Consider the following 17,371-nt stretch of genomic DNA (forward strand, 5'->3'; position numbering starts at 1 on the left):
CGAAGAGATCCCGCCGTATGTTCACTTTCGATGCCGTGAACACACACTCGATCGCCACAACCGCAAGTTACCGCCAGGAGTATTCAGCGCGCAGCCGTGCGGCCACCACATCGAAGACCTCGCGATTGACGACCGCCCCCTCGCGGCGGATGCTCTCCTCGGGCACGTCGAGCACCCGGTCCAAGCGCACCCAGCTGGGTCGGCCCTCGTAATCCCAATCGCCAGAACCGATTCCGACCCAGTCGCGATCATTGGCGTGGCGGTCCTTGCTGGACACCATCAGGCCGAGCAGGACGCTACGGTCCCGGCCGACGACGAGCACCGGACGGTCCTTGCCGCGGGTCGGGTCGTCTTCGTAGACCACCCACGTCCAGACGATCTCCCCGGGATCGGCGCGGCCGTCGAGATCCGGGGCGTAGACGACCCGTCGCGCCCGCTGTGCGGTCGGGAAACTGGTGCTGGTCACCGGGCGGCCCGCGGTGATCTCGGCGGGTGGCGGCGGCACGGCCGACACCATGATGTTGGCGGTGATCTTGACCGCCTGCTGGATGGTCTTCAGCGTGTTCTGTGTGTTCTGTATTTGACGGACTAGCTTGGGCCCCTCGTTGAATACGAGGTTTTCCGCGAAGCGCTGGAACGTCTTCCACTGAGACTTCCGGGGAGGCGCCATGTTCGCAGCATAACCGCGATCTGCGGAGCGCGATTCGATCGCAAGCGCGGTGCACGGATAGGCTGGACACCCGTAAACCCCCGCTCCAGGAGATTCCCATCAGCAGTTTTGCCGACAAAACCTTCACCCCGCCGGCGCAGATTCGGAATTTCTGCATCATCGCTCACATCGACCACGGCAAGTCGACGCTGGCCGACCGGATGCTGCAGCTGACCGGGGTGGTCGACGAGCGCTCGATGCGGGCCCAGTACCTGGACCGGATGGACATCGAGCGGGAACGCGGCATCACCATCAAAGCCCAGAATGTGCGGCTGCCGTGGCAAGTGAACAACGAAAACTATGTCCTGCACCTCATCGACACGCCCGGCCACGTCGACTTCACCTACGAGGTGTCGCGCGCGCTGGAGGCCTGCGAGGGTGCGGTGCTGCTGGTCGACGCCGCGCAGGGCATCGAGGCGCAGACGCTGGCCAACCTGTACCTGGCGCTGGACCGCGACCTGCACATCATCCCGGTGCTCAACAAGATCGACCTGCCGGCCGCCGACCCGGACCGCTACGCCGGCGAGATCGCCCACATCATCGGCTGTGAGCCCAGCGACGTCCTGCGGGTGTCCGGCAAGACCGGCGAAGGCGTGGCCGATCTGCTCGACCACGTGGTGCAAGAGGTCCCGCCGCCCCAGGGCGACGCCGACGCACCCACCCGGGCGATGATCTTCGACTCGGTGTACGACATCTACCGCGGCGTGGTGACCTATGTCAGGGTGGTCGACGGCGCCATCAAACCGCGCGAGCGCATCGCGATGATGTCCACCGGCGCCACCCACGAACTGCTCGAAGTCGGCATCGTCTCACCCGAACCGAAGGCCAGCGAGGGCCTGGGTGTGGGCGAGGTGGGCTACCTGATCACCGGCGTCAAGGACGTCCGCCAGTCCAAGGTAGGCGACACCGTGACGACGGCGCGGCACGGCGCCAAAGAAGCGCTCACGGGATACCGCGAGCCCAAACCGATGGTCTACTCCGGCTTGTATCCCGTCGACGGCTCGGAGTACCCGAACCTGCGCGACGCCCTGGACAAGTTGCAACTCAACGACGCCGCCCTGACCTACGAGCCGGAAACCTCTGTGGCACTTGGCTTTGGCTTCCGGTGTGGCTTCCTGGGCCTGCTGCACATGGAGATCACCCGCGAACGCCTGGAGCGCGAATTCGACTTGGACTTGATCTCGACCTCACCCAACGTCGTGTACCGGGTTATCAAGGATGACGGCACCGAGAGCATCGTGACCAACCCGTCGGACTGGCCGGAGGGCAAGATCGGCACCGTCTACGAACCCGTCGTCAAGACGACCATCATCGCGCCCAGCGAGTTCATCGGCACCATCATGGAGCTGTGCCAATCGCGGCGCGGCGAGCTGGGCGGCATGGACTACCTGTCGCCGGAGCGCGTCGAGCTGCGCTACACAATGCCGTTGGGCGAGATCATCTTTGACTTCTTCGACTCGCTGAAATCGCGCACCCGCGGCTATGCCAGCCTCGACTATGAAGAGTCCGGCGAGCAGGAGGCCCAGCTGGTCAAGGTCGACATTCTGCTGCAAGGCGAAGCCGTCGACGCCTTCAGTGCGATCATCCACAAAGACGGCGCTTCGGCATACGGCAACAAGATGACCACCAAGCTCAAGGAGCTGATTCCGCGCCAACAGTTCGAGGTGCCGGTGCAGGCCGCCATCGGATCGAAAATCATTGCGCGCGAAAACATCCGGGCAATCCGCAAGGACGTGCTGTCGAAATGCTACGGCGGCGACATCACCCGCAAACGCAAACTTCTGGAGAAGCAGAAGGAAGGCAAGAAGCGGATGAAGACCATCGGGCGGGTTGAGGTGCCGCAGGAAGCGTTCGTCGCGGCATTGTCCACCGAGGCGGCCGGGGACAAGGGCAAGAAGTAGCAATGGCCCGAAAAGCCCCATGGTATGCGGTTTTTCCGCTGTTGATGCTCCTGCTGGCCACCGGCTGCGGCGGCATCGAGGGTAGCGCGCGCCCCGCGCCGGGGCTCAAGCCGCGCCCGCTGATGGGCGAGACCATCAAGCAGGTGCTGCTCGATGACGCCGCTTTGGGCAAGATCCTCAACCAGCGATTCAAAGCCGATGCTCACCTGCCGCCGCGGTTCGGCGGACCGGAGAAGTTGCAGACCGGTTTCGGGGTTATCACCCCGGCCGAGTGTGCCGGCGTTACGACAATGACGGTGCGCAGTGCGTACAGCTCCTACGACGTCAAGAACGTCGCACGCGAATCATGGTGGAACGACGGAGATCCCGCGAAGGTGATCAGTGTGGCAGAGGCCGTGGTCGCCTTGCCGACGGCCACCGATGCCGACGCACTGTTCGCCAAGTTCTCCGATCAGTGGGACGGCTGCAATGGCAAGACCGTGACCGTCGAGGGCGGTGGCCTCAATTTCGCCGACGAGATCAGCGACGTCCGGGTGGCCAATTCTGTTCTCGCAGCGACAGTTTCGGTCCAGCTGTCGGGCTCGTCCACCGGCAAGCGACCAGAAGCGCGAGCCGTCGGCGTCCGGGGAAATTGCCTCGTCGAAGTCGAGATCACCTTCTTCAGCACCCAAAGCCCGTCGGATCAGGGGTCGGGCGATCCGCACACCAGCGCGATCGATATCGCCCACATCATGATGGACAAGATCAGCGCCCTGAGCTGACCGGCTTACACTGGCGCGTTGGCGGGCTGGAACGACCCCGAGCCGTCGGCTTCCTCCTCGGCCCGGATCACGTGCACCAGCGCGTTGATCAGCGCCAGATGGGTGAACGCCTGCGGGAAGTTGCCGAGTTGGCGGCCGGTCCGCGGCTCGATCTCCTCGGCGTACAGGTGCAGCGGACTGGCGAAGGACAGCAACCGCTCGCACAGCCGCTTGGCGCGTTTCACCTCGCCGATCTCGACCAGCGCCGAGACCAGCCAGAACGAGCAGATGGTGAACGTGCCTTCCTCGCCGGTCAGCCCGTCGTCGGTCTCGTGCACCCGATACCGCAGCACCAGGCCTTCCTCGGTGAGCTCGTCGGCGATGGCCAGCACGGTGTTGCGCACCCGCGGATCGTCCGGCGGCAGGAACCGGGTCAGCACCACCAGCAGCAGCGACGCATCGAGCGCGTCATCGCCGTAGCGCTGGGTGAACACCCCGCGGGAGTCGACGCCGTGCTCGAGGATGTCGGCCTTGATCTCCTCGGCGATGGCCCGCCACTGTTGGGCGTAGCTTTTCTCGCCTTGCCGCTCGGCCAGTTTGGCGCCGCGGTCCAGGGCCACCCAGCACATCACCTTCGACGAAGTGAAATGCTGTGGCTCGCCGCGCACCTCCCAGATGCCGCGGTCGGGCCCTCGCCAATGCTTGACCGCCTCTTCCACCTGTTTCTTCAGCACCGGCCACAGGTTCTCCGGAATCTGCTCGCGCGACTTCGCGTGCAGGTAGAACGAGTCCAGCACCGAGCCCCAAATGTCATGCTGCACTTGGTCGTAGGCGCCGTTGCCGATCCGTACCGGCCGCGCGTGGTCGTAGCCGGACAGGTGGTGGAGTTCCTCTTCGACCAGGCTGCGCTCGCCACCCACCCCGTACATCACCTGCAGCGGATGGCGTTCATTGTTGTTCGCACCCGACACGTCGGCGATGAACGCGAAGAAGTCGTCGGCCTCGCGGTCCAGCCCCAGGGTGTACAGCCCCCACAACGCGAAGGTGGAGTCGCGAATCCAGGAGTAGCGGTAGTCCCAGTTACGTTCTCCCTGTGGGGTTTCCGGAAGTGAGGTGGTGCTGGCGGCCAGCAACGCGCCGGTGGGGGAGTACGTCAGCCCCTTCAGCGTCAGCGCGCTGCGCTGCAGATACGCCCGCCAGGGGTGGTCGGGGAAATTGCCGATGTTGATCCACTGCCGCCAGCATTCGGTGGTTTGCCACATCTTGTCCGCGGCTTCTTCGTAGGTCTGCGGTGCCGGATGCTTCGTCCAGCTCAGCGCGACGAACACGTCGTCGCCCTCTTTCATCCGGGTGCGGGCGCGGGCTTCGCGTCCCTCTAAGCCGATGTTGAGGTTGGTGGTCAGCCGCAGCGTGGGGTGTGCGTCGGGCTGCTTGCCGGCCCGCGCGATGGCCTCGCCGTACGCATTGGCCGAGTATTCCCACGTCGCGCCGACGCGGTGATAGTCGAACGCCGGCTCGCAACTCATCATCAGCTCGACGGTGCCGCTCACACAGCGCACCGTGCGCAGCAGGATGTGCTCGGCGTCCCAGTCCATCGGGGTGCGACGGTGTGTCCGCGATCGGCGCTCGATGTCGTGCCATGGCCCCATCACCAGCGCGTCGCGCACGATGAGCCAGCCGGTGGGCGTCTGCCAGGTGGTCTCCATGATCAGGCTGCCCGGGAGGTAGCGCCGCGCCGAGGGCACCGAGACTCCGTAGGGACCCAGCCGGAAATGCCCGGCGCTGCGGTCCAGAATCGCGCCGAACACACTCGGCGAGTCGGGCCTGGGGACGCAAAGCCACTCCACCGAACCGGCCGGGGAGATCAGGCACGTGGTCTCCCAGTCGGACAGGAACGCGTAATCGGCAATGGGCGGAAAGGGATTGCGCAGCGGCGACGTGGGGGTGAAGATCGCCGGTGCGCTCAGATCGAAGGGCGCGGCACGGCTTGCCTCGAACGCGTTAATCGCCGTGGTCTCGGGTTCTTTCGGGGGATCTTCTGCGTGTTGGGCGTCCAGGACCATGCCGCCATCATCATGGTTCGACGTGCCCGGCGTCTACCTCCGTTAACCGAGTGTTACCCGGCGCGCCTGGCGTACCCCGGCGCGTGTTCGGGCAGCGGGCCGATGGCCACCAGGTAGCCGATCATTCGGCGCAGCGCCGGTGTTCGGCTGACCAGTTTGATGGCGGGGACCGGCATATCCTCGGTGCCGGTATCGGCACCGGCCACCGCCACGGCAACCACCCTGGCGTGAATCATCCGTTGTACCGCCTGCAGCAGCGCCGTGGGCGCCCAGCGGCGCGCCTGCACCCGCGCCAGCCGCCGCTTGGAGACCGCGCCACGGCGCAGCGGTTCGGCGAGCAGACGCGCGGCGGCTACCGCATCGGCCACCGCGAGGTTGATGCCGACACCGCCCACCGGCGACATCGCATGGGCCGCGTCGCCGATGCACAGCGCGCCATCGGTATACCAGCGACGCAGCCGATTCAGTTGCACGTCAAGCAATTTCACGTCGTCGAAGGAACTCAGCGCGTCAACCCGGTCGGCGAGCCAGGGCACCATGTTCACCAGCGCGCGGTGCAGCGCCGCGATCCCCTCGGACCGCAATCGCGTGTCGGTTCCCTTGGGAATGATGTAGGCGATCTGGTAGTAATCACCGCGGTCGATCATGATCGCTCCGTGCCCGGCCCGGAAAGTGCCGGCCAGGCCGCTCGGATCACCGGAATAGCGGGGCAGCCGGAACCACCACACGTCCATCGGCGCGCCGAAGGCCTGTGGTACCAGCCCCAGCGCCGAGCGCACCGTCGACCCGCGGCCGTCACAGGCCACGGTCAGCAACGCCCGCATCTGTTTGTCATCGCCGTCCGCGTCGCGGTACGTAACGGCGACAACGCGGTCGCGGTCGGGCCCCGAACCGCGCAGCACTCCCGTCGCCTCCGTGCTGCGCAGCAGCCGGAAGGTGGGCTCCGCCTCGGCGCTGGCAGCCAGCAACTCCAGGAAGTCCCACTGCGGCACCAGCGCGATGTGTTGATGTGCGCCCGGCAGGCGACTCAGGTCGAGGTTTACCGGCTGGCCTTGCAGCTCCATCCGGATGGTGTCGATGAGACGGTGCGGCAGCTGGGCGAACCGCGTGCCCAGGCCGAGTTCGTCCAGCAGACGCAGCGTGCTCGCGTGCACGGTGTCGCCGCGGAAGTCCCGCAGAAAGTCGGCGTGCTTTTCCATCACCGTGACTTCAACGCCCGCGCGGGCTAACAGCAGCCCCAGCATCATGCCCGCCGGTCCGCCCCCGACGATGAGACACGTGGTTTCGTCGCTTGCGCCAGGCACCAGCCGATCTTGGCATATTGGTCTGCCGGTGCCGCGGCTGATCGAGGCGAATAGGGTGAGGCCGGTGAACGGGTTCCTGAATTGGTGGGACAGCGTCGAGCTGTGGCTTTCCGGCCTGCCCTTCGTGCTGCAGGCGCTGGCGGTGATGCCGGTGGTGCTGGCCCTGGCCTACTTCACGGCGGCGCTGCTGGACGCACTGCTGGGAAAGGGAATCCGGCTGATGCGCCGTGCCCGCCACTCCGATGAGGCATCGGGGTGATCCCCAATGACCAAGATGCCTAAATCACGCGTCACGCTGGTTCTCGTTGCGCTCGTTGTGCTGGTCATCGTCACCTGGGTTGCGACGCACTGAGACGCCGCTCGAGGTGACAGCACGGCCAACTCTGTTAGGCTTCGCGCCATGCACTCAGCAGCCCATGCAATGCAGCGCGATGCTGTCGCGCTCGGCTGCGCTATCGAGGTCGCGGTGTTGTGCGCCGTGGCCGACGTGCACTGTTGTCGCTGACTCCAAACCCGTGCGCGGTCTGGTGTGGAGTTGGGGCAATTCCCCAGTTGTCATCGACGCCCTCCGACGCCTCTCCGGAGCCACGGGACTAGCCAAAACCACAGGTCCCGCACTGGAAGGTAGCCAATGTCACCCCCCAGGAGCACACCGCGCTGGCGGCATATCCTGGCGCTCCCCCTAATCGCCGGGGTCATCGCGGCGTGCAGCGGCGGCCCCAGCGACGTCGTCGGCAGCGGTGGTTCCGGCAACGCGCACACCAGCATCACCCTGGTTGCCTACTCGGCTCCGGAGCCAGGCTGGAGCAAGGTGATTCCGGCGTTCAGCGCGTCCGAAGAGGGCAAGGGTGTGCAGGTCATCACCTCCTACGGCGCCTCCGGTGACCAATCCCGCGGCGTTGCCGACGGCAAGCCGGCCGATCTGGTGAACTTCTCGGTCGAACCCGACGTCACTCGGTTGGTCAAGTCCGGCAAGGTCGCCAAGGACTGGGACACCGACGCCACCAAGGGGATCCCGTTCGGATCGGTGGTGACCCTGGTGGTGCGCAAGGGCAACCCGAAGAACATCAAGGACTGGGACGACCTGCTGCGGCCGGGCGTGGAGGTGATCACGCCCAGCCCGCTGAGCTCGGGCTCGGCGAAATGGAATCTGCTGGCCCCGTATGCCGTCGAGAGCGAAGGCGGCAGGAATGGCCAGGCGGGTATCGACTTCGTCAGCCGATTGGTGCGCGAACACGTCAAGATGCGCCCGGCATCAGGACGTGAAGCCACCGATGTCTTCGTCCAGGGCAGCGGCGACGTGCTGATCAGCTACGAGAACGAGGCGATCGCCACCGAGCGGGCCGGCAAGCCGGTCGAACACATCACGCCGCCACAGACGTTCAAGATCGAAAATCCGCTGGCGGTGATCAACACCAGCGGCCACCTCAACGTCGCGATCGCATTCAAGAACTTCCAGTACACCGCCCAGGCCCAGTCGTTGTGGGCCCAAGCCGGCTTCCGGCCGGTAGATCCCGCGATCGCCGCCCAGTTCCGCGATCAGTTCCCGGTGCCGCTCAAACTGTGGACCATCACCGACCTGGGGGGTTGGAGCAAGGTCGATCCGCAGCTGTTCGACAAGAGCACCGGCAGCATCACCAAGATCTATACGCAGGCCACCGGATGACGACGTCGATAAGCCGTGACTCCGAGGCGATCGGGCCCGCCTTGGACCAGCCCGGTGAAAGCCGGCCACGCTTTTCCCGCACCATCTCCTTGCGCGTCGGGATGGCCACGCTGTGGCTTTCGGTGATCGTGCTGCTGCCGCTGGCGGCCATCGCCTGGCAGTCGGTCGACGGCGGCTGGCAGGCCTTCCGGCTGGCGGTCACCTCACACGCGGCACTGGAGTCGTTGCGGGTCACGCTGACCATTTCCGCCGGAGTCACCGTGATCAACACGGTCTTCGGGCTGCTGATCGCCTGGGTTCTGGTGCGCGACGACTTTGTGGGCAAACGGCTGGTCGATGCCATCATCGACCTGCCGTTCGCGTTGCCCACGATTGTCGCCAGCCTGGTGATGCTGGCCCTGTACGGGACCAACAGCCCGGTGGGCCTACATCTGCAGCACACCGAGTGGGGTGTGGGGGTGGCGCTGGCGTTCGTCACGCTGCCGTTCGTGGTCCGTGCCGTGCAACCGGTGCTGCTGGAAATCGATCGGGAGACCGAGGAAGCCGCGGCGTCGCTGGGCGCCAACGGCCCGAAGATCTTCACCTCTGTCGTCTTGCCCTCGTTGACACCGGCGTTGTTGTCCGGCGCCGGGCTGGCATTCTCGCGCGCCATCGGCGAGTTCGGATCGGTCGTACTGATCGGTGGTGCGGTGCCGGGCAAGACCGAAGTCTCCTCGCAGTGGATCCGCACCCTGATCGAGAATGACGACCGTACCGGTGCCGCCGCGATATCGATTGTGCTGCTTTCGATTTCGTTCGTGGTGCTGCTGGTGCTGCGCGTCGTCGGCGCGCGGGCGGCCAAGCGCGAGGAGCTGGCCGCGTGACGACGTCGCCGAAAGTTCGCTACCTGCTCCGGTATACCGCGCTGGCGTACGTCTTTGTGCTGCTGATCGTCCCGGTGGCGCTGATCCTGTGGCGCACCTTCCAGCCGGGGTTGGGTCAGTTCTATGCCTGGGTGAGCACACCGGCGGCGATATCCGCGCTGAATCTTTCGCTCCTGGTGGTGGCCATCGTGGTGCCGCTGAATGTGATCTTCGGTATCCCGACCGCGTTGGTGTTGGCGCGCAACAGGTTTCGGGGCAAGGGCATTCTGCAGGCGGTCATCGATCTGCCGTTCGCGGTGTCGCCGGTCATCGTGGGTGTGGCGCTGATCGTCCTCTGGGGATCGGCCGGGGCGCTGGGATTCGTCGAGAAGGATCTCGGGTTCAAGATCATCTTCGGTCTGCCCGGCATCGTGCTGGCCAGTATCTTCGTCACCCTGCCGTTTGTGGTGCGCGAGGTCGAACCGGTCCTGCATGAGTTGGGAACCGACCAGGAGCAGGCGGCGTCCACGTTGGGCGCCGGCTGGTGGCAGACCTTCTGGCGGATCACGCTGCCGTCCATCCGCTGGGGTTTGACTTACGGAATCGTGCTGACAATCGCGCGTACTCTCGGCGAATACGGGGCAGTCATCATGGTGTCGTCCAACCTGCCGGGGGAATCGCAGACGCTCACATTGCTGGTCTCAGATCGCTACAACCGCGGTGCTGAGTATGGCGCGTACGCGCTGTCGACACTGCTCATGGCTGTGGCGGTGGTGGTTTTGATCGTCCAGGTGATCCTGGACGTCCGCCGGGCACGAGCGGCCAACCAGGCCTGACAAGGAGACCGTGACATGACCGCCGCAACCGACCGCAGCAAACCGGGCGACCACGCGATCACCGTGCGCGACGCCAACAAGCGTTACGGCGATTTCGTCGCGCTGGACGAGGTGAATTTCGTGGTTCCCGCCGGGTCGCTGACGGCGCTGCTGGGCCCGAGTGGTTCGGGCAAGTCGACGTTGCTGCGCACCATCGCCGGACTCGACCAGCCCGACACCGGAACCATCACGATCAACGGTCGCGATGTCACCCGGGTGCCACCGCAACGCCGCGGCATTGGTTTCGTGTTTCAGCACTACGCGGCGTTCAAGCACTTGACGGTCCGCGACAATGTTGCGTTCGGGCTGAAGATTCGCAAGCGGCCCAAGGCCGAGATCAAGCAGAAGGTGGACAACCTACTGGAAGTGGTGGGGCTCAGCGGTTTTCAGAACCGCTATCCCAATCAACTGTCCGGCGGGCAGCGTCAGCGGATGGCGCTGGCCCGGGCACTGGCCGTCGACCCCGAAGTGCTGTTGCTGGACGAGCCGTTCGGTGCGCTGGACGCCAAGGTTCGCGAGGATTTGCGCGCCTGGCTGCGCCGCCTGCATGACGAGGTGAACGTCACCACGGTGCTGGTCACCCACGACCAGGCCGAGGCGCTGGATGTGGCCGACCGGATCGCCGTGCTCAACAAGGGACGGATCGAGCAGGTCGGGTCGCCCAGCGACGTCTACGACACCCCGGCCAACGCCTTCGTGATGTCCTTCCTCGGCGCGGTGTCCACCCTGAACGGTGCCCTGGTCCGTCCGCACGACATCCGGGTGGGCCGCAACCCGGCGATGGCCGTTGCCGGCGGTGACGGCTCCGCGGAATCGATCGGGGTGGTACGCGCCACCGTCGACCGGGTGGTGCTGTTGGGTTTCGAGGTGCGGGTGGAACTGACCAGCGCGGCCAGCGGCGCGCCGTTCACCGCCCAGATCACCCGCGGCGACGCCGAGGCGCTGGCCCTGAAAGAGGGCGACACCGTCTACGTCCGTGCTACCCGGGTGCCGCCCGTCAGCGACGATGTTGTGGTGACCGGCGACGAAAGCACGTTGACGCGCGCGTAGGGCGGCTACGGCACGGTGAAGACCAGCGCCACCGCGACGACGACGAACAGCAGCACGAAGACGCCGACCGCGATGAGGCTGATCACCGCCAGTGGAGTCATTCGCCGCTTGGGGCGTGGTTGTTGCTCGGAGAGGCCGGATGTCTGCGCCGAGTCCGGGGGAGTGGAGCCCGGTGGTACGCCGCTGCCGGGCTCGAGGCCCGGCGTTCTCGACGGGTCGGGATCCGGGGGCAGTGCGGTCATGGCTTGGCGGGTACCCCGTCGGGCGCATGTCACACGCTAGGCCGCGATACGCTGCGCCGTCGCCTCATCGAAGCGGTCCAGGACGGTCTCGGCCACCAACCGGTGCGCCCCCAGTGGTGCCGCCATCGGGATGCCGGCGCCGTCGGCGAACCGCTGCACTCGATCGGGCAGCTGCCCAGGTGCCAGGAACCACGGGGCGATAACCACCCGGCGGGCGCCGCGCCTGCGCAACCGATGCACGGCGTCGGCTAGTGAGGGTTCCGGACGGGTGGCGAAGGCCGTCGTCGCGGCCGTCCACCGGGTGCCGTCCAACAGCTTTGGCGCTACCTCTGCGGTGCATGCGTTAGCGGCTGCGTTGGATGATCCGATGGCCACCACGAGCACACCGAGCTGATCGTCTAGCCGGGAAACCCCGAGTTCGGTCACCCGCTGACGCAGCACCGATATCAGTCGGTCGTCCTCGCCGAGCACGGCGGCCTGCCAGACGTCGACGCCACGCTCGGCGGCCCCGCATTCGGTGATCTGGCGGGGAATGTCGATGCGGGCATGGTAGGCATTGGCCAACAGGAACGGGGTCACCACCGCCGCGCCGGACAGCCGGGGCAGCACGTCGACCAGGCTCGGAGAGTTCTTCTCGCAGAACGCAACTCGCACATCCAGGCCCGGGCGCAGCCGCGCCACGTGTTGCGCGACGGCCCTCGCGTTGGCCGCCGATCGGGGGTCCGCACTTCCGTGCGCGGTCAGAACCAGGGAGGTCACGAGGCGTGCAACCCACATTCGGTCTTGGCCAGCCCCTGCCAGCGTCCACTGCGTGGATCGGCGCCCTCGACGGGTTTGGCCGTGCACGGGGCACAGCCAATCGACGGATAGCCTTCGTGCACAAGAGGATTGACCAACACATCGTGCTCGGTGATGTAGTCCTGCATGTCCTCGTCCGACCATGCCGCCAGCGGGTTGATCTTCACCAGCTTGAACGCGTCGTCGAAACTGATCAGCGGGGCGTTGGCACGGGTGGGCGCCTCCACCCGGCGCAACCCGGTCACCCACGCCGAATACCCGCGCAGTGCCTTGCCCAGCGGGACGACCTTGCGCAGCCGGCAGCATTCGCCCGGATCGCGGGAGAACAGGTCTTTGCCCAGCAGTTCGTCCTGCTCGGCAACCGTGTTCTCCGGTGTGACGTTGACAATCCTGATGTCGTAGACGGATTCGATCGCATCCCGGGTGCCGATCGTTTCCACGAAGTGGTAGCCGGTGTCCAGAAACATCACCGGTACGCCGGGGCGCACCTTGGCCGCTAGGTCCACCAGCACGCCGTCCTGCATGTTGGAGGCCACCACGTAGTTACACGTCGCCCAGCCGCGGGGTCCGTTGACGCCGCCGAAGGTTTCCTCGGTCCACTGCAGCAGCTCGGTGGCGCTGGCTCCGTCGAGTTCTGCCGCGCCGCGCGCGGCGAGGTCCCGCAGCTCGGCTTCGGTCAGTCTGGTCGCCTCGCTCATCGCAAGTCGTCCTCCTCGGCGCGAATCGCCCACTGCGCGAAGCGTTCACCCTCGTTACGGTGCTTGAGGAAGTTGCGGGTGACCCGGTCGATGTAGTCGCCGAGCTCGTCGCTGGTGACCTTGTGCTGGCGCAGTTTTCGGCCGAAACCGCTGTCCAGGCCAAGGCTGCCGCCTAGATGTACCTGGAAGCCCTCGACGGATCCGCCTTCGCCGTCGTCGACCATCTGGCCCTTGAACCCGATGTCGGCGACCTGAATTCGGGCGCACGAGTTCGGGCAGCCGTTGATGTTGACGGTGACCGGAACGGCGAGCTGCGAGTTGATGTCGTCGAGCCGGCGCTCCAGCTCGGGCACCAAAGACTGTGCCCGCACCCGGGTTTCGGCGAAGGAGAGCTTGCAGTACTCAATCCCACTGCAAGCCATCAGGTTTCGGCGCCACTGCGAGGGGCGCGCGGTGAGGTCCAGTGCCTCCAGTCCGGCGAGCACCTCGTCGAGCTTGTCGTCGGGTACGTCCAGGATGATGAGCTTCTGGTAGGGCGTGAACCGGATTCGGTCCGAACCGGCGAGTTCGGCCAGCTCTGCGACCGCGGCCAGCGTGGTACCGGAAACCCGCCCGGCGATGGGCGAAACGCCGACGGCGTTGAGCCCGTTCTTCAACCGCTGCACCCCGACGTGGTCGATGGGGTGTGCGAGCGGGGTGGGCGCCGGACCGTCGATCAGCGGACGCTTGAGGTATTCGGTTTCGAGAACTTCCCTGAACTTGTCTACACCCCAGTCCTTGACCAGGAATTTCAGCCGCGCCTTGGACCGCAGCCGCCGGTAGCCGTAGTCGCGGAAGATCGACGTGACCGCTGCCCACACCTCGGGCACCTCAGCGAGCGGCACCCAGACGCCGAGCCGCTGGGCCAGCATCGGGTTGGTTGACAGCCCGCCACCTACCCACAGATCCAGGCCGGGCCCGTGCTCGGGGTGGTTGACGCCGATGAACGCGATGTCGTTGATCTCGTGCGCGACGTCCTGCAGCCCCGAGATCGCGGTCTTGTACTTGCGCGGCAGGTCGGAGAAGTCGGGCTTGCCGATGTAGCGGCGCACGATCTCGTCGACGGCCCAACTCGCGTCGAGTACCTCGTCGAGCGAGTCGCCGGCCAGCGGCGAGCCCAGCACCACACGCGGGCAGTCGCCGCATGCTTCGGTGGTCTGCAATCCCACCTCGTCCAGCCGGCGCCAGATCTCCGGGACGTCCTCGACCCGGATCCAGTGGTACTGCAGGTTCTCCCGGTCGGAGATGTCGGCGGTGTCGCGGGCGAACTCGATGGAAATCTGGGCCAGCGTACGCAGCGCAGCGGTGGACAGCGCCCCGCCGTCGCAGCGCACGCGCATCATGAAGTACTTGGCCTCGAGCAGGTCCATGTTGTCGTCGCCGGTGAATGACCCGTCGTAGCCCTGCTCACGCTGGGTGTAGAGGCCCCACCAGCGGAAGCGCCCGCGGAGGTCGTCCCTTTCGATGCTGTCGAAGCCGTTTTTGGCGTAAATGTTCTCGATGCGCTCCCGCACGTCGAGCGGGTCGCCGGCCTTTTTCATCTCCTCGTTTGGGTTCAGCGGCTCGCGATTCCCCAGCGCCCACTGGCCCTCGTTGCGAGGGGCTTTGGCAGGACGTGCGGTGGTCATTCGACGGTTCTCCTTCGCGAACGTCGTCGGCCCTGGACGCGCAGAACACCGGTTCTTACCGGCGGCGCAGATCCGCAGGCCAGTGGAACTACTGGTGGGCTGGGTCTACGACATCAAGGCAGACAGATACAGCTGCAGACACGCTTGAGGTCGATATGCCGCCGGGTAACGAGCGCGGGCCGAACAGGCGGGCGCAGGCTCGGATTGGCGACGGTCACGCGCCTATTCTGCCATGGATGGCAGCGAGCCGTGCGACCAGGTCAAATTTCTTCTCATGATGATTAAAACTAACCAGCAATCCTGGGTGCTCGGGCAAACTAAACCGGGAATCCCCTGAGAAGCGGGCTCGACGGTCCGTTGCGGTGGCATCATTTGGCATGACCGTTCCCCAGGCTCCGCCTGACCTGCCCGACTTACAGCCGCGGCCCGGAGCGCCGTTCGGTGTATACGTGCACGTCCCGTTCTGCATCACCCGTTGCGGTTATTGCGACTTCAACACCTACACACCGGCCGAGCTGGGTGGCGTCAACCCCGATGCCTGGCTGGTGGCATTGCGGGCGGAACTCGAACTGGCCGCCGCGCGGCTGGGCGCGCCGAAGGTCGACACGGTGTTCGTCGGCGGCGGCACGCCATCGCTGCTCGGGGGTGCGCGCCTGACCACGCTGCTCGACATGGTGCGCGACCACTTCGAGCTGGCGCCCGACGCCGAAATCACCACTGAGGCCAACCCCGAGTCGACCTGGCCGGACTTTTTCGACGCGATCCGGGCGGCCGGGTACACGCGGGTGTCGCTGGGCATGCAATCGGTGGTGCCGCACGTGCTCGGGGTGCTCGACCGGGTGCACACGCCCAATCGGTCAGCGGCCGCGGCCCGCGAGGCGTTGGAAGCCGGCTTTGAACACGTCAGCCTCGATTTGATTTACGGAACGCCCGGCGAGTCCGATGACGACCTGCTGCGCTCCGTGGACACCGCGGTAGCGACCGGCGTCGACCATGTGTCTGCCTATGCCTTGGTCGTCGAGCCGGGCACCGCACTGGCCCGACGGGTCCGCAGCGGTGAGTTGGCCGCACCGGACGACGACGTGCTCGCGCATCGTTACGAGTTGGTCGATGCGCGCCTGTCGGCGGCGGGGCTGGGCTGGTACGAGGTGTCCAACTGGTGCCGCCCGGGTGGCGAATGCCGGCACAACCTGGGTTACTGGGACGGCGGGCAGTGGTGGGGCGCTGGGCCCGGGGCACACGGATATGTGAGCGCGACTCGTTGGTGGAATGTCAAGCACCCCAACACTTATGCCCAGTTACTGGCCGACCGGTCGCTGCCGGTTGCCGACTATGAGCAACTCGGGACCGACGCGCTGCACACCGAAGAGGTATTGCTGAAAATCCGGCTGCGCCAAGGGCTGCCGATGGACCTGCTGGCCACCGCCGAACGCGAGCGCGCCGAACAGGCGGTGACCGACGGTCTGCTGGTATCCGAGGGGGCCATGCTGGTTCTCACCGACCGGGGACGGCTGCTGGCCGACGCGGTGGTGCGAAACCTGTTGGACTGAAGCTCTTTTCAGGTCGTATGGAACAAATCCCCGACGATGCGGGCGATCTCGATGTAGAGCGGGATGCCGATCGTCACGTTGTAGGAGAACGTCAAACCCAGTGATGCGGCCAGCGGCAGCGTGGGGCTGGCCTCCGGGATGGCTAGTCGCTGGACGGCCGGCACGGCGATGTAGGAGGCCGCGCCACAGAGCACCGCGAACAGCACGTAGGTGCCCGGTTTGAAGTCGGTGTTGGTCAGGTAGGCGTAGCTGTGTGCGACGAAGATCCCCAGTGTGGCAAAGAGATTCGGCGCCAACAGGCCAAAGAAGATGAACCCACCGCCGGCTGACCTCAAGTCGCGCAACTTGCGCGACGCGGTCATGCCCATCTCGAGCAGGAACAGCGCGAGCACACCCTGGAAGGCCGTGACGAAGAAGGTGTCGTCGTCGTGGACGACCTTCTCGCCCTGCAGTCCGCTGATGAGGCCGATGATGATGCCGCCGAGCAGCAGGACCAGGCCGGGGTTGAGGAAGACCTCCTGAAAGAGCTCGCGGGAGAACAGCGATTCCTTCTTGGCTTTTTTGGCCGGCTCGGGGTCCCACTCGGGATGCTCGCGTTTTTCCAGCGAGATCTCCAACTCCTGCTCGATCCCGCGTTCGTGCTGAACCTCCAGGCTCTGGCCTTGAGCGGGCCGGGCGGCAGTGCCGGGTCCGAGCTTCGCCGGCGCGGTGTAGCCCGCCTCGTCGGGCATGAAGCCGGACTCGTCCATGCCACGGTGGCGCAGCCGGGCCACCAGGTACAGCGCCACCAGACAGCCGGGGATCTCCATGATGGCCAGCATCACCGGCATGTAGGCGTTGAAGGCGATTCCGACGCTCGTCAGGAAGGCCACGCAGGTGGCGAAGGTGCCTGCGGAGTCCGACCCGTAATAGCCGGCCACGGTTGCCTTGTCGACTCGCCGCATCCCACTCAGCCGGCTCAGCAGGAGATACGCCAGACCTCCGATCAGGAAATTGAGCAGGAAGCCCAAAACCATGAACCCGACGATGGTGCCGATGCTCGACGGCTTGATCTTGGCCAGCTCTTCGCCCCCGTGCCAGCCGATGGCCAGCAGCAGGTACATGGTGAGGCCCTGGTAGATCACATAGGGGAACTCGAACCGCACTTTGAGGATCGGAATGAGAAACCCGAAGTAGAAGAACAGCAGCAGGGGTTTGAACAGATTGTGGGTGAAGTTCTCCCAGAACTCTTGCAGCATTTGGCCCCTCCCGAGCAACATGCAGCTA

At 65.8% G+C, this 17,371-nt stretch carries 18 protein-coding genes; 8 read left to right on the forward strand and 10 right to left on the reverse strand.

What is annotated here, in order from left to right; genetic code table 11:
* Positions 1 to 67: 67 nt before the first annotated feature.
* Positions 68 to 670: a type II toxin-antitoxin system PemK/MazF family toxin gene (locus tag BST12_RS17450; RefSeq protein WP_083114389.1), complete on the reverse strand. Its 603-nt coding sequence runs from the start codon at positions 668 to 670 to the stop codon at positions 68 to 70.
* A gap of 20 nt (positions 671 to 690) precedes the next feature.
* Between BST12_RS17450 and lepA the strand changes: the two genes are divergently transcribed.
* Together lepA and BST12_RS17460 are read left to right on the forward strand one after the other, a co-directional pair.
* Entirely contained in the window at positions 691 to 2,610 is a 1,920-nt protein-coding gene (gene lepA / locus BST12_RS17455; protein ID WP_083114390.1) for a translation elongation factor 4, read from the forward strand.
* A gap of 2 nt (positions 2,611 to 2,612) precedes the next feature.
* Complete coding sequence (locus BST12_RS17460) at positions 2,613 to 3,371, forward strand: sensor domain-containing protein (protein ID WP_083114391.1); 759 nt, start codon at positions 2,613 to 2,615, stop codon at positions 3,369 to 3,371.
* A gap of 5 nt (positions 3,372 to 3,376) precedes the next feature.
* On the opposite strand, the gene BST12_RS17465 is transcribed toward BST12_RS17460, so the two are convergent.
* Complete coding sequence (locus BST12_RS17465) at positions 3,377 to 5,413, reverse strand: glycoside hydrolase family 15 protein (protein ID WP_083114392.1); 2,037 nt, start codon at positions 5,411 to 5,413, stop codon at positions 3,377 to 3,379.
* Positions 5,414 to 5,466: 53 nt separating this feature from the next.
* Positions 5,467 to 6,717: an FAD-dependent oxidoreductase gene (locus BST12_RS17470; protein WP_083114393.1), complete on the reverse strand. Its 1,251-nt coding sequence runs from the start codon at positions 6,715 to 6,717 to the stop codon at positions 5,467 to 5,469.
* Between the two features lie 55 nt (positions 6,718 to 6,772).
* Between BST12_RS17470 and BST12_RS17475 the strand changes: the two genes are divergently transcribed.
* Positions 6,773 to 6,976, forward strand: coding sequence for a hypothetical protein (locus tag BST12_RS17475; protein WP_139801741.1), 204 nt, complete (start codon positions 6,773 to 6,775; stop codon positions 6,974 to 6,976).
* Positions 6,977 to 7,123: 147 nt separating this feature from the next.
* On the opposite strand, the gene BST12_RS32035 is transcribed toward BST12_RS17475, so the two are convergent.
* Complete coding sequence (locus BST12_RS32035) at positions 7,124 to 7,276, reverse strand: hypothetical protein (RefSeq protein ID WP_170062141.1); 153 nt, start codon at positions 7,274 to 7,276, stop codon at positions 7,124 to 7,126.
* Positions 7,277 to 7,348: 72 nt separating this feature from the next.
* Here BST12_RS32035 and BST12_RS17480 point away from each other — a divergent pair, with 72 nt between their 5' ends.
* From BST12_RS17480 to BST12_RS17495, 4 genes are read left to right on the forward strand one after another with little or no spacing between them, the layout of a single operon-like run.
* Positions 7,349 to 8,383 (forward strand): sulfate ABC transporter substrate-binding protein, encoded by a 1,035-nt coding sequence (locus BST12_RS17480; protein WP_083114395.1) that lies wholly within the window; start codon positions 7,349 to 7,351, stop codon positions 8,381 to 8,383.
* Positions 8,380 to 9,246, forward strand: coding sequence for a sulfate ABC transporter permease subunit CysT (gene cysT, locus BST12_RS17485; RefSeq protein ID WP_083114396.1), 867 nt, complete (start codon positions 8,380 to 8,382; stop codon positions 9,244 to 9,246). The genes BST12_RS17480 and cysT overlap by 4 nt, the downstream gene beginning before the upstream one ends.
* Positions 9,243 to 10,061, forward strand: a complete 819-nt coding sequence (gene cysW / locus BST12_RS17490) for a sulfate ABC transporter permease subunit CysW (protein ID WP_083114397.1) — start codon at positions 9,243 to 9,245, stop codon at positions 10,059 to 10,061. The genes cysT and cysW overlap by 4 nt, the downstream gene beginning before the upstream one ends.
* A gap of 15 nt (positions 10,062 to 10,076) precedes the next feature.
* A complete protein-coding gene (locus tag BST12_RS17495; protein WP_083114398.1) occupies positions 10,077 to 11,150 on the forward strand; it encodes a sulfate/molybdate ABC transporter ATP-binding protein in 1,074 nt (357 codons plus the stop codon).
* A 5-nt stretch (positions 11,151 to 11,155) separates the two neighbouring features.
* Here BST12_RS17495 and BST12_RS17500 read toward each other — a convergent pair whose 3' ends face one another.
* From BST12_RS17500 to BST12_RS34910, 5 genes are all read right to left on the reverse strand, one after another.
* A complete protein-coding gene (locus BST12_RS17500) occupies positions 11,156 to 11,392 on the reverse strand; it encodes a DUF6480 family protein (RefSeq protein ID WP_083114399.1) in 237 nt (78 codons plus the stop codon).
* A 36-nt stretch (positions 11,393 to 11,428) separates the two neighbouring features.
* On the reverse strand, positions 11,429 to 12,169 hold the full coding sequence (locus BST12_RS17505) for a sirohydrochlorin chelatase (protein ID WP_083114400.1): 741 nt from the start codon (positions 12,167 to 12,169) through the stop codon (positions 11,429 to 11,431).
* Positions 12,148 to 12,888: a phosphoadenylyl-sulfate reductase gene (locus BST12_RS17510; RefSeq protein WP_083114401.1), complete on the reverse strand. Its 741-nt coding sequence runs from the start codon at positions 12,886 to 12,888 to the stop codon at positions 12,148 to 12,150. The genes BST12_RS17505 and BST12_RS17510 overlap by 22 nt, the downstream gene beginning before the upstream one ends.
* A complete protein-coding gene (locus tag BST12_RS17515) occupies positions 12,885 to 14,555 on the reverse strand; it encodes a nitrite/sulfite reductase (RefSeq protein WP_083114402.1) in 1,671 nt (556 codons plus the stop codon). The genes BST12_RS17510 and BST12_RS17515 overlap by 4 nt, the downstream gene beginning before the upstream one ends.
* A gap of 113 nt (positions 14,556 to 14,668) precedes the next feature.
* Entirely contained in the window at positions 14,669 to 14,773 is a 105-nt protein-coding gene (locus BST12_RS34910) for an Ms4527A family Cys-rich leader peptide (RefSeq protein ID WP_372511082.1), read from the reverse strand.
* Positions 14,774 to 14,932: 159 nt separating this feature from the next.
* On the opposite strand from BST12_RS34910, the gene hemW reads away from it, so the two are divergent.
* Positions 14,933 to 16,105 carry a radical SAM family heme chaperone HemW gene (gene hemW, locus BST12_RS17525; protein WP_083114404.1) on the forward strand — a complete coding sequence of 391 codons (1,173 nt, stop codon included), beginning with the start codon at positions 14,933 to 14,935 and terminating at the stop codon, positions 16,103 to 16,105.
* A gap of 8 nt (positions 16,106 to 16,113) precedes the next feature.
* Here hemW and BST12_RS17530 read toward each other — a convergent pair whose 3' ends face one another.
* Positions 16,114 to 17,343, reverse strand: a complete 1,230-nt coding sequence (locus tag BST12_RS17530) for a sodium-dependent bicarbonate transport family permease (RefSeq protein WP_083114405.1) — start codon at positions 17,341 to 17,343, stop codon at positions 16,114 to 16,116.
* Positions 17,344 to 17,371 lie beyond the last annotated feature (28 nt).

The organism is Mycobacterium angelicum, assembly GCF_002086155.1.
GTDB classification, from domain to species: Bacteria; Actinomycetota; Actinomycetes; order Mycobacteriales; family Mycobacteriaceae; genus Mycobacterium; species Mycobacterium angelicum.

What these genes read in the sequence shown, in the direction of transcription:
- BST12_RS17530 (WP_083114405.1), bottom strand. Translation starts at nt 17,343, where the DNA reads ATGCTGCAAGAGTTCTGGGAGAACTTCACCCACAATCTGTTCAAACCC.
- cysT (WP_083114396.1), top strand. Translation starts at nt 8,380, where the DNA reads ATGACGACGTCGATAAGCCGTGACTCCGAGGCGATCGGGCCCGCCTTG.
- hemW (WP_083114404.1), top strand. Translation starts at nt 14,933, where the DNA reads ATGACCGTTCCCCAGGCTCCGCCTGACCTGCCCGACTTACAGCCGCGG.
- BST12_RS32035 (WP_170062141.1), bottom strand. Translation starts at nt 7,276, where the DNA reads ATGACAACTGGGGAATTGCCCCAACTCCACACCAGACCGCGCACGGGT.
- BST12_RS17450 (WP_083114389.1), bottom strand. Translation starts at nt 670, where the DNA reads ATGGCGCCTCCCCGGAAGTCTCAGTGGAAGACGTTCCAGCGCTTCGCG.
- BST12_RS17500 (WP_083114399.1), bottom strand. Translation starts at nt 11,392, where the DNA reads ATGACCGCACTGCCCCCGGATCCCGACCCGTCGAGAACGCCGGGCCTC.
- BST12_RS17510 (WP_083114401.1), bottom strand. Translation starts at nt 12,888, where the DNA reads ATGAGCGAGGCGACCAGACTGACCGAAGCCGAGCTGCGGGACCTCGCC.
- BST12_RS17480 (WP_083114395.1), top strand. Translation starts at nt 7,349, where the DNA reads ATGTCACCCCCCAGGAGCACACCGCGCTGGCGGCATATCCTGGCGCTC.
- BST12_RS17515 (WP_083114402.1), bottom strand. Translation starts at nt 14,555, where the DNA reads ATGACCACCGCACGTCCTGCCAAAGCCCCTCGCAACGAGGGCCAGTGG.
- BST12_RS17505 (WP_083114400.1), bottom strand. Translation starts at nt 12,169, where the DNA reads ATGTGGGTTGCACGCCTCGTGACCTCCCTGGTTCTGACCGCGCACGGA.
- BST12_RS17495 (WP_083114398.1), top strand. Translation starts at nt 10,077, where the DNA reads ATGACCGCCGCAACCGACCGCAGCAAACCGGGCGACCACGCGATCACC.
- BST12_RS17465 (WP_083114392.1), bottom strand. Translation starts at nt 5,413, where the DNA reads ATGGTCCTGGACGCCCAACACGCAGAAGATCCCCCGAAAGAACCCGAG.
- BST12_RS17460 (WP_083114391.1), top strand. Translation starts at nt 2,613, where the DNA reads ATGGCCCGAAAAGCCCCATGGTATGCGGTTTTTCCGCTGTTGATGCTC.